The 10,691-nt window shown below is 74.1% G+C and carries 8 protein-coding genes; 2 read left to right on the top strand and 6 right to left on the bottom strand.

What is annotated here, in order from left to right; genetic code table 11:
• From ACFRQN_RS11020 to ACFRQN_RS10995, 6 genes are all read right to left on the bottom strand, one after another.
• On the bottom strand, positions 1-189 hold a 189-nt coding region (locus ACFRQN_RS11020; RefSeq protein ID WP_380739814.1), incomplete at its 3' end, for a thiamine pyrophosphate-binding protein.
• Positions 189-1,409: a (3,5-dihydroxyphenyl)acetyl-CoA 1,2-dioxygenase DpgC gene (gene dpgC, locus ACFRQN_RS11015; RefSeq protein ID WP_053112401.1), complete on the bottom strand. Its 1,221-nt coding sequence runs from the start codon at positions 1,407-1,409 to the stop codon at positions 189-191. The genes ACFRQN_RS11020 and dpgC, both read right to left, overlap by 1 nt.
• Positions 1,410-1,494: 85 nt before the next feature.
• Positions 1,495-2,205: an enoyl-CoA-hydratase DpgB gene (gene dpgB, locus ACFRQN_RS11010; RefSeq protein WP_049658312.1), complete on the bottom strand. Its 711-nt coding sequence runs from the start codon at positions 2,203-2,205 to the stop codon at positions 1,495-1,497.
• Positions 2,206-2,252: 47 nt separating this feature from the next.
• On the bottom strand, positions 2,253-3,383 hold the full coding sequence (gene dpgA, locus ACFRQN_RS11005; RefSeq protein WP_380739811.1) for a 3,5-dihydroxyphenylacetyl-CoA synthase DpgA: 1,131 nt from the start codon (positions 3,381-3,383) through the stop codon (positions 2,253-2,255).
• Between the two features lie 173 nt (positions 3,384-3,556).
• On the bottom strand, positions 3,557-6,304 hold the full coding sequence (locus ACFRQN_RS11000) for an AAA family ATPase (RefSeq protein ID WP_380739809.1): 2,748 nt from the start codon (positions 6,302-6,304) through the stop codon (positions 3,557-3,559).
• A gap of 163 nt (positions 6,305-6,467) precedes the next feature.
• Positions 6,468-8,288, bottom strand: a complete 1,821-nt coding sequence (locus ACFRQN_RS10995) for a 2-isopropylmalate synthase (RefSeq protein ID WP_380739807.1) — start codon at positions 8,286-8,288, stop codon at positions 6,468-6,470.
• Positions 8,289-8,790: 502 nt separating this feature from the next.
• On the opposite strand from ACFRQN_RS10995, the gene ACFRQN_RS10990 reads away from it, so the two are divergent.
• Together ACFRQN_RS10990 and ACFRQN_RS10985 are read left to right on the top strand one after the other, a co-directional pair.
• Positions 8,791-9,885, top strand: a complete 1,095-nt coding sequence (locus tag ACFRQN_RS10990) for a sensor histidine kinase (protein WP_158077755.1) — start codon at positions 8,791-8,793, stop codon at positions 9,883-9,885.
• Positions 9,857-10,558, top strand: a complete 702-nt coding sequence (locus ACFRQN_RS10985; protein ID WP_049659142.1) for a response regulator transcription factor — start codon at positions 9,857-9,859, stop codon at positions 10,556-10,558. The genes ACFRQN_RS10990 and ACFRQN_RS10985 overlap by 29 nt, the downstream gene beginning before the upstream one ends.
• The last annotated feature ends 133 nt before the right edge of the window (positions 10,559-10,691 follow it).

Genomic DNA, 10,691 nt, shown 5'->3' with positions numbered 1-10,691 from the left:
GCCGGTGGCCCGGGCGTAGCCGTCCGCCATGGCGACCACCGAGCCCTCGTGGGCGCCGAGCACGTAGTCGATGTCCCCGGCCGCGCTGAGCGCGTCGGTGAAGGGCAGTTCGCTGGTGCCGGGGTTGCCGAAGACGGTGGTGACGCCCTCGGCCCGGAGGATCTCCAGCATCGCCTCGACCGGGCGCATCAGGCGTCCTTCGCCGGGCGGCGGGTCCACGACGCGCCGACCTTGGCGATCACGTCCAGCCCGTACAGCCGCAGGGCCTGCTGGAGGGCGAACTCGGCGAGGTAGTGGCGGAAGGTCTCGACGGGCTCCTCGGCGTGGTGGAGCATGTGCCGGTTGGCGACCACCGCGGGGCTGGCCAGCCGGGCGGCGGCGGCCTCCACGGCCGCGTCCATGGCCCTGGGCTCGACCACCTCGTCGAACAGCGCGGCGGCGTCGGGCTCGCGGGCCCAGATCTTGCGCCCGCCGAGGATGACCTGGCGGGAGACCCGGCCGCCGGCGAGCCGGGTGAGGCGCAGGTTGCCGAGGCCGGGGACGATGCCCTCCTGGGCGGCGGGCAGGCTGAAGTAGCTGTCGGCGGCGGCGATCACGTGGTCGAAGACCATCAGCAGCTGCGCCCCGCCGCCGATCGCGAAGGTGTCCACGGCGGCCACCCAGGGCTTCTCCAGCGTGCGCTGCGGCCACGCGCGGTCGTCGTCGACCAGCAGGCCGCGGTAGATCTTGCTGATGTAGCCGATCTCGCGGCGCATCAGGAAGTCCGCGTACGAGATGGTGCCCTCGTGCAGCTCGGTGAGGTTGATCCCGGCGCTGAACACCCGGCGGCCGAGGTAGCGCCGGTGGGTCATCTCGCCGCCGCGCAGGACGCCGACCTCGGTGGCCGGGTCGAGCAGGACGAGGTCCACCGCGGTCTCCATGTCCTCGACATGGGCGTTGGTCTCGGCGTTCAGGCAGTGGTCGTTGTGGACGGTCACGTGGGCGGTGCCGTCGCGGCGCTCGATCCGGACCACGCCGAGGTCGGCGCTGCCGGTGCGGCTGAACTCGGGGAGCAGGGCCAGCGCCCGCTCGGTGGGGCGCAGCATCGCGTCGATCAGGTGCCGGCCGCACTCGGGGTGGGCGAGGACGGCCTGGAGGAAGATGCCCTGGTCGATCTCCAGGCCCTCCTTGTCGGCCTGTCGCAGCCCGTGCTCGGCGGCCAGCTGCGCCTCGCCGGGCACCAGGCCGGGGTGGCGTTCCCCGGCCCGGCGCAGCAGCTCGTCCAGTCGCAGGTGGACGGTGCGCTCCTCGGTGAGCGCACCGTAGACCTCTGCGACGTGCTCCCGCAGGAAGCGCTGCCGGGACAGCCTGGCCTCCGGGGCGGTGTCCACGCTGCGCGCGGTGTCCAGGGTGAAGACTGGGACGGTCATGACAGCTGTTTCCCTCGGTGGGTCGGGTACGGGTCGGGTCGGGCGCCGGCCGGCCCGGGCACGGGACGGTCGGGCGCCGGACGGGTCAGGCCCGGTCGGCGGACTGGTTGCGGAGCGTCCGGTCGCAGGCCGCCAGGTGGGCGCCGAGCGACTCCTCGAAGCTGGTGGTGGTGGCGTCCAGCAGCAGCCGGCGGCGGATCGCCAGTTCGCCGCCGACCAGCCCGCCGAGCAGCGCGCCGGCGCTCTCGACGGCGGCGGCGACGCCCGCGCGGTCCTCGACGACCCGGTCGAACAGGCCCAGCTCGGCGCCCTCCGCCGCGGTGACCTCGGTGCCGAACAGCACCAGGCGGCGGGCGCGGGCGACGCCCAGCTGCTGGACCAGGCGGTGGACGGCCATGCCGGGCCACAGCCGGCCGGCGGTGACCGCCGGGCTCAGCCGGGTGTCCGCCGTGGCGATCCGGTGGTCGGCGGCCAGCAGCAGGTCCAGCGCCGGGCCCGCGCACTCGCCGGCCGCGACGGCGAGGACGCCGGCCGGGACGCGCTCCAGGCGGCGCAGCGCGCGCTCCCACTTGTTGACCAGGTGGATGCCGACCTCGCCGGGCCAGGCCTGCTCGCGGACGCCGGCCGTCCCCTCGACGTGCAGCACGGCGAAGGTCGCCCGGTCGGCGTCCTCCAGCTCGTCGCAGACCTCGACGACCTGGCCGATCAGCTGCTCGGTCAGCGGCGCGGAGCAGTCGATCAGGACGTGGCGCCCGGCCGACCCGGTGCGTTCGGGAAGCAGTTCGCTGACGGACATGGGAATTCCTCTTTCGGAAGGTGCGGGCTGTGTCTGGTGCATTCCGGTCAGTACCGGACGAGGGCCGTCTCGATGGTCGATCCGGGGCCCATCGTCATGAAGACCCCGAGGTCGCCGGGCCGGACCTGACCCTCGGCCATCAGCCGCTCGTAGGAGAACAGGAACGAGCCGCTGGAGAGGTTCCCGTAGTCCCGCAGCACCCCGGTGGTGTGCCGGACGTCGTGCCGGGTCAGTCCGAGGTTGATCTGGACCGAGTCGATGACCTTCTTGCCGCCGGAGTGGACGATCCAGTGGGCGATGTCGCTGCGCCGCAGGCCGGTGTCCTCCAGCAGCCTGTCGACGACGAGTTCGGCGTGCGCGCCGACCACGTACGGCACGTCGCGGTCCAGGAAGAAGCTGAACTTGCCCTGGTCGTCGTCCCAGTCGTAGCGCATCGCGTCGACGGCCTCGGGGATGATGCGGCTGGAGAACTTGAGGACGGTCGGGCCCTCGGCCCGCACGCCGCTCTCCGGGCGGTCCAGCTGGCCGTCCGGGTCGGCCATCAGGATCACCGCCGCGGCGCCGTCGCCGAACAGGCTGTTGACCACCGCGGTGCGCATGGTGCCGTCGAAGACGTAGGCCGCCGAGCAGGTCTCGACGCAGACCATCAGGGCCGGCCGCCCGGGGTTGGCGGCGGCCCAACCGGCCACCGCGGTCAGGCCGTTGAGCCCGGCGTTGCAGCCCATGCCGACCACGTCGAGCCGGCTGGTCCGGACGTCGAGGCCCAGTTCCTTGATCAGGTGGGCGGAGAGCCCGGGGGTGAGCAGACCGGTGGTGGTGACGCAGCAGATGTAGCCGATCTCGGAGAGGTCGAGGCCGGTGCGGGCCACGCACTCGCGCACCGCCCGCGCGCCCGTCTCCACGCCCGACGCCCGGTGCTTGCGGAGCAGTTCGCCCTGGGTCTCCATCCGGCGCCCGCCGTCCGGCCCCTCCGGCGGGAGAATGAGGAAACGGCGGTCGATCGCGCTGTTCATGAAAAGCGACCGAATGCGCTGGTCGGTTATCCCGAATATGTCGAGGATATCGCTCTGCGCATAGGAGTCCGGCGGGTTCGCGGTGGCGATGCCGATGATCCGGGGCAATGCCCCGTCCTGTTCAGCGAGCGGTGGCACGTCCTTCTCTGACAAGGTCAGCGCCATGTCGCCCCCCTTTCTGGAAAATTCCGGCCATGGACGACTGACAGACGCATTCCAGCAGGGGCGGACCCGCTCGAACACCCCGGTCCGCCCCTTAGGGCCCCCTGTCCCGGCGGGGCCCCCTGCCCGGCCCCGCCGGGGCTCGACCAGGGGCCCGCCGGGGGCTCGGCCGGGGCTCAGCCGGCCCGGGTCAGCGCGCCCATCGCCGTGGGCAGGTCGACCCGGGAGCTGACCCGCAGCTTCCGGTAGGCGCGGGTCAGGTGCTGCTCCACGGTGCTGACCGTCACGTACAGCCGCTTGGCGATCTCCCGGTTGGTGTAGCCGTGCGCGGCCAGCTCGGCGACCCGGCACTCGGCGTCGCTGAGCACCGCGTCGGACACCGCCGGGGCGCTCTCCCGGGCCGACTGGTCGCCGCCGCTGCTCCAGCCGAACTCCACGCCCAGCAGCCGGGTGAGCGGCTGGGCCTGGCACTCCTCGGCCAGCATCCAGGCGCGGCGGGCGGTGAGCCTGGCCCGGCGCAGCTCGCCCAGGTCGTGGTAGGTCCTGGCCAGGTCGGCGAGCGCCCGGGCCAGCTCGTACCGGTCGCCGGCCTCCTGGAGCACGTCCGCGGCCTTGCGCAGCAGGGCCGGGCGCTGGCGCAGGTCGCCGGTGGCGGCGAGCTGGCGCATCGCCACGCCCCGCGCCCGCGGCGCGCACTGGTCGACCATCGCGAGCTGCTCCTCCAGCAGGCGCCGGGCCCCGTCGCGGTCGCCCAGCTGGAGCATCGCCTCGGCGGCCTCGCCGCGCCAGCCGACCAGGCCGGGCACGTCCAGCCCCCACTGGCGCATCAGCTCGCCGCAGGCGAGGAAGTCGCCGAGCGCGGCGTTCAGGTGGCCGGTGGCCAGCTGGTACCGGCCGCGGGCCTGGAGGTAGTGGAGGCCGTAGCGGCTCTGCAGCATCGCCTCCGGGACGGGCAGGTTGAGCTGGTCGGCGGCCTCGTCGTGGCGGCCCATCGCGGTCAGCGCGGTCAGCAGGCTGGCCAGCGCGCCGCCGACCGCCACCCCCCAGCTGCCGGCCGGGATGATCTCCAGCGCCTCCCGGGCGTACCGCTCGGCGCCGGGCAGGTCGCCCTGCCGTACGGCGATCTCGGCCCGGATGGTCGCCAACCGGGCCTGGCGCCCCGGGGACTGGCGGGCGGCCGCCTCCGCGATCAGGCCGTCGCACCAGGGCGCGGCCCGGTCGGCCCGGTCGCCGTAGGTCAGCGCGAGCAGCGCCGACTCGACGGTGTCCATGCCCGTCTCGTCCAGCCGGGAGGTGCGCAGGATCCGCTCGGCCTCGGCGACCGCCTGCTCGGACGGGCCGCGGCTGAGCACCGAGTCCAGCGCGGTGGCCGCCTCCAGCCGCCAGCTGACCGCGGTGGACGGCGCCGGGCGCGGGTCCGGCTCCTCCTCGGCGGACGGCACGTGCGCCAGCAGCGGCGCGTACCAGCAGCGCAGCCACGGCCGGGTGGTCCGCAGCTCGGCCGCGGTCTCCGGGTCGTGCGGGCCGCTCTCCAGGCCGAGCCTGGACAGCACGTCCCTGGCCTCCTCGAAACGGCCGTGCCACAGCAGGGCCTTGGCGAGCACCAGGCCGTCGCTGGGGCGCAGGTGGCCGCGGTGCAGGGCGGTGGTGAGCTCGGTGAGGTGCGGGGTCGGGGCGCCCGGGTTGATCCGCCACTCGGCGCGGACCAGGGCCGTCCTGATCCGGGCCAGCCGGGGCCCGTCCGCGCAGACCCGGCAGGCCAGCCGCAGGTACTCGACGGCCTGGCCGACCCGGCCCTCGGCCAGCGCCAGCGTGGCGGCCTCCTCCAGTACGGGGACGGTCCAGGCCTCCTCGACCCGCCCGGAGGCGAGCAGGTGCTCGGCCGTCGCGGCCGCGGCGCCCCCGCCCGCGTGCAGCAGTCCGGCGGCCCTGCCGTGCAGTTCGGCCCTGCGCTCGGAGCCGGTGTCGAGCAGCACGGCGGCCCGGGCGGCCGGGTGGCGGAAGCCGTCGGGGGCCAGCAGGCCGCAGTCCGCCAGCTCGCGCAGGCCGCGCGCCGCCTCCGCGCCGTCCACGCCGAGCAGCCGGCCGACCCCGTCCGGGGCGCCGAGCACGGCGAGCGCCTGGACGAGCGGGAGCAGCCCGGGGGCGCTCCGGTGCAGCAGGTCGCGCACCGCCTGCCCGTAGCCGTCGGCGACGGCCAGCCCGCCATCGTCGGTGCCGGCCCGCACCGCCGCGAGCTGCCCGTCGAGCAGGGCGGTGAGCAGCAGCGGGTTGCCGCCGCTGATCCGGTGGCAGTCGGCGGCGAGCCGGTCGGCGGCCTCCCGGCCCAGGCGCTCGGCGACCAGCCGCTCCACACCGTCGGGGGTGAGCAGGGGCAGGACCAGGCTGTGGCAGCCGGGGCGGCGCAGCAGCTCCTGGTGGAACTCGGCGGTGCGGTGGGCGGCCCGGCCGGTCCGGCCGAGGACGGCCATGATCCGGGAGCGGCCGAGCCGGCGGGTCAGGTGGGAGAGGCAGGCCAGCGAGTCCGGGTCGGCGTGCTGGACGTCGTCCACCACCAGGGCGAGCGGCTGCCGTTCGGCCAGGTCGAGCAGCAGGGCGCTCAGTTCCCGGGCGGCCGGCTCCCGCCGGTCCGGGCCGGCCGCGAGCAGTTCGCGGACGGCGGCCCGCTGCTCGGCCGGCACCGGGGCGCCGCGCAGCAGCTGGCCCAGCACGCCGAGCGGCAGGCCGGTCTCGGCGGCCGACCCCACCGCCGTCAGCGGCAGGACGCCCGCCCCGGCCGCCTGCTCGACGAACTCGTCCAGCAGGGCGCTCGTTCCGGTGGCCGCCGGGCCGCTCACCACGGCGATCCGTCCCCTGCCCCCGACCGCCTCGGTCAGCAGACCGGCCAGGAAGGCCAGGTGCTCATCGCGTTCGACCAGCATCATTGCTCAGACTTTCTCTCGTGCGTACGTGCGGGTGTGGGTGGGGGAACCGGCTGCGTGGGACTCAGCGGTGCTCGGGTGGTGCTGGGTGGTGCTCGGTGCTGCTCCGGGGCTCCCGGTGGTGCCCCGTCGGTGGGTCTGTGGTGGGCCCAGCTGGTGTTCGGGCTCAGCGGCGCTCGGCGGGGAGCGGGGCGGCGCCCTGGGCCCGGGCCGGCTCCGGTGCGGGCGGGTCCGGTTCGGCCGGGCCCTGGCCGGCCCGGGCGGCGGCGGCCCGGATCGCGGAGAAGGCGGCGGCGTGCAGGCCCGGGCCCCGGCCGAAGCCCCAGGCCGGCCCGTCGGGGAAGGCGCAGCGGGCGTAGACGGCGGCCTCCCGCCCCGGGTCCGCGGACTTGCCCTCGGGGCCGGTGTGCCGGACGTCCCGGACCTCGACGCCCCAGGGCGCCAGGGTCGCGCGGAGGCTGCGCACCTCCTCCGCGCGGACCGTGCCGTCCGCGCTGGCGGGGCCGGCCCCGTCGACGAACAGCTCGGTGGGGACCGGCGCGTGGCGCACGGCCAGCGGCTTGGTCTCGTCCGCGGTGGACCGGTACTCCCGCTCGAAGAGCCGGCCGATCCGGTCCGGCGCGACCTCGGCGCCGGTGGCCTCGGCGACCGCCTGCACGGTGCGGGCGAACTCGATCTGCAGCCCGCGCGGCAGGTCCAGGCCGTGCCGGGCGCTCATGACGTGGGCGACGCCGCCCTTGCCGGACTGGCTGTTCACCCGGACCACCGCCTCGTAGCCGAGGCCGAGGTCCTGCGGGTCGATCGGCAGGTACGGCATCCGCCAGGCGCGGTCGCGCGGGCTCTCGCCGGCGGCGGCGGCCTCGGCCTCCAGGGCGGCGAAGCCCTTCCTGATGGCGTCCTGGTGCGTGCCGGAGAAGGCGGTGTGGACCAGTTCGCCGCCGTAGGGGTGGCGGGGGGAGACCGGCAGTCCGGAGCAGTGCTCGACGGTGCGGCGCACCCGGTCGATGTCGGAGAAGTCGATGCCCGGGTCGACGCCCTGGGTCAGCATGTTGAGGCCGAGGGTGACCAGGCAGACGTTGCCGGCCCGCTCCCCGCCGCCGAACAGGCAGCCCTCGACCCGCTTCGCCCCGGCCAGCAGGGCCAGTTCGGTGGCGGCCACCCCGGTGCCCCGGTCGTTGTGCGGGTGGATCGACAGGCAGCGATGCTCGGGGCGGGAGAGGGTGCGGTCCAGCCACTCGATCTGGTCGGCGAACACGTGCGGCATCGAACGCTCGACCGTGGCCGGGAAGTTCAGCACGATCTCGCGGCCCGGGCCGGGCTCCCAGAGGTCCATCACCGCCTCGCAGACCTCGACGGCGAACTCCGGCTCGGTCTCGTTGAACAGCTCCGGGGAGTACTGGTAGCCGACCTCGCAGTCGCCCAGCAGCCGCTCGGTGTGCCGCATCATCGACCGGGTGCCACGCAGGGCGAGGTCGACGCACTCCGGCCGGCCGATCCCGAGGACGAGGTCGCGGAAGAGCGGCGCGGTCGCGTTGTACACGTGGACGGTGGCGGCGCGGGCGCCGCGCAGGCTCTCCACGGTCCGTTCGATCAGCTCGTCGCGGGCCGGCACCAGCACCGAGACGCGGACGTCCTCGGGTATCCGGTCCTGCTCGATCAGCATCCTGACGAAGTCGTACTCGTCCTGGCTGGCGACCGGGAAGCCGACCTCGATCTCCCGGTAGCCCATCGCCACCAGGAGGTCGAACATGGCGAGCTTGCGGGCCGGCGTCATCGGGCGGGCCAGTGCCTGGTTCCCGTCCCGCAGGTCCGTGGAGAGCCAGCGCGGCGCCGCCGTGGGGGTCCGGTCCGGCCAGGTGCGGTCGGGCAGGGTCATCGGGACGAACGCCTGGTAGCGCCGGGGCAGCCGGTCAGCCTTCACGGTCTGGTTCCTCACAACTGTTTCTTGTTGCGAACATGCGGGAAGTACTGGTCTTGTTGCGGACATGCACGAAGTGATGCTCTTGTTGCGGACATGCAGGAAGTACCGGTCGATTGCGGACGTCCTGTGAACGTCACGCTAGAGAGCCGCCGTAGTCCCGGACAACGGTCTCGCCGGCGCTGTCGGCCCATCCGCGCCGGAGGGATGAGCGGGGGGTATCGAAGGGAGTAGTGGACACTCCACCCCCGGGCCACTCCGCTCCGGCCCCGGTACCACCGGCGGTCCCTCCGCCCGCGCCCGGCCGGGTGGCGGCCGACGCGACGGGACGACTTCCGGCCACCTCCGCCGTCCACTTCTTCACGGCGCGGCCGACCCCCCCTTTGTCACCGGTCCCGGCATTCCGGCCACGCCTTTGAACTAGTTGAAGATTCGAACACGCTCGACCGGCGAGGGGGGCTCCCGGAGGCCATCTTCACGCCCTCGAATTCGCACGGCGTTCTGGTATCTTGACCCCGCTTGGCCAAGGCGACACGGGGGCCGGCACGTGACCGGTTTGGAGAAGGCAGCCTTGACGACTCGCCAACAGGTGGCGGACCTGATCGAACAACGCACGCCCGAGATAGTCGAGGCCTACGAGGCCTCGCTCCGGGCGGCCGGCAACGCCATCGCGCAGAGCCCGGCCTCACTGGACCAGGCCCTGGCCACCGCCCGCCAGATCGTCGCCGACGTGGTCACCAGCCTGCGCGTGGGGCAGGTCGAGGTCGACCAGACGTGCAAGCTGCTGGCCTGGGACGTCGGCGCGACACGCGCGGCGGACGGGGTCCACCCCCGGGAATCCGTCCAGGCCTCCTCGGCCTTCTTCCACGCGGCGCTGTCGACGATATTCAGCCACCTTCCGCCCGGATCGAGACAAGTCGACACCCTCACCCTGATCACCCTCGCACTGGAGCGCGGTGTCGCCCTGCGGATCCGCGAGTCGGTGGCCGCGTACACCGGGTTACTCGTCGACAAGATCCACGAGGCGCAGCTCGACGAGCGGCGCCGGATCGCCCGCGAGCTCCACGACCGGATCGGGCACGGCATGAGCGTGACCCACCGCCAGCTGGAGCTCTACACCCTCTACCTGGACAAGCAGCCGGACCGGGCGAGTGTCAAGCTGGCCACCGCCCAGCAGGCCATCCAGGAGTCGATGCACCACCTGCGCGCGGTCACCTCCGACCTGCACACCCGCCAGCCGTTGAAGAGCCTGGAGAAGGCCCTGCTCAACGACCTGGAGTCGCTGGGCCCCGACGGCGTGGCCGCCCGGCTCCGGGTGAACGGGGACGAGGCCTGGGCTCCGCCGGAGGTGCTCGACGAGGTGTTCCTGATCCTCCGCGAGGGCGTCCGCAACTCCCTGCGCCACGCCCGGGCCACGGTGCTGCTGGTGAACGTCGAGATCACCCCCAACGAACTCCGCGCCACCGTCGAGGACGACGGCTGCGGGCTGCCGCAGGAGCGGCCGGCCGACGCCGGCGTCGGCCTGTCCTCGATGCGCGAGCGGGCCGAACTGCTCGGCGGCCGACTGCTGGTCAACGGCCGTCCGGACAACGGCACCAGGGTGGATCTCTCGGTACCTCTCAAAGGACGGCTCCTCGATGAACCCGCGCGACGCCGTAGCTGCTGACCCCGCGTCCGCCACCACCCGCGTCGCCCTGGTCGACGACCACGCGCTGGTCCGCGAGGGGGTGCGCGAGATCCTGGAGTCGCAGGACGACATGGTGGTGGTGAGCGAGGCCGCCAACAGCGGCGACGCCATCGCCCAGGTCGCCCGGCACCGGCCGGACGTCGTCCTGCTGGACGTCGAACTCCCCGACGGCGAGCCCACCGACACCGTCACCAGGATGCGGGCGCTCTCGCCGTCCTCGCAGATCATCATGCTGTCCATGTACGACGGCCCCCAGTTGCTCCGACGGCTCATCAACGCCGGCATCCGGGGCTACCTGTTGAAGAGCGTGTGCGGCGACGAGCTGCTCGCGGCGGTCCGCAGCGTCCACCGCGGCTCGGACCGGATGGTCCTGGCCGTCTCCCGGGACAGCCTGGCCCGGATGCAGGGCATCACCGAGAACGTGCTGTCCGCCCGGGAGCTGGAGATCCTGGAGCTGGTCGCGCAGGCGCTGAGCAACGGCCAGATCTCCACCCGGCTGACGATCACCGAAGCCACCGTCAAGCGCCATCTGCGCAACGTCTTCGCCAAGCTGGGCGCGGTCTCCCGGATCGACGCCGTGAACAAGGCGATCGCCGCCTCCCTGATCGCGCCCCCGCACGACCAGTCCTGCCACCGCCACCGGGCGGGCTGAGACCTCCTCCGCACGCTCCTTCCCGACTCCCCCGCGCGGCCGGCCGGCACCCCGCCCGGCGCGCCGCCCCGCGCACCGGTCGGCCCGGTCGGCCCGGTTCCAAGCCTCGCCGCGGCCGGCCGGGGCCTCAACC

Source organism: Kitasatospora sp. NPDC056800 (genome assembly GCF_042789775.1).
GTDB lineage: Bacteria > Actinomycetota > Actinomycetes > Streptomycetales > Streptomycetaceae > Kitasatospora.
This window is presented reverse-complemented; position numbering and strand designations above follow the sequence as displayed.

What these genes read in the sequence shown, in the direction of transcription:
- dpgC (WP_053112401.1), bottom strand. Translation starts at nt 1,409, where the DNA reads ATGACCGTCCCAGTCTTCACCCTGGACACCGCGCGCAGCGTGGACACC.
- dpgB (WP_049658312.1), bottom strand. Translation starts at nt 2,205, where the DNA reads ATGTCCGTCAGCGAACTGCTTCCCGAACGCACCGGGTCGGCCGGGCGC.
- dpgA (WP_380739811.1), bottom strand. Translation starts at nt 3,383, where the DNA reads ATGGCGCTGACCTTGTCAGAGAAGGACGTGCCACCGCTCGCTGAACAG.
- ACFRQN_RS11000 (WP_380739809.1), bottom strand. Translation starts at nt 6,304, where the DNA reads ATGATGCTGGTCGAACGCGATGAGCACCTGGCCTTCCTGGCCGGTCTG.
- ACFRQN_RS10995 (WP_380739807.1), bottom strand. Translation starts at nt 8,288, where the DNA reads ATGTCCGCAACAAGACCAGTACTTCCCGCATGTTCGCAACAAGAAACA.
- ACFRQN_RS10985 (WP_049659142.1), top strand. Translation starts at nt 9,857, where the DNA reads ATGAACCCGCGCGACGCCGTAGCTGCTGACCCCGCGTCCGCCACCACC.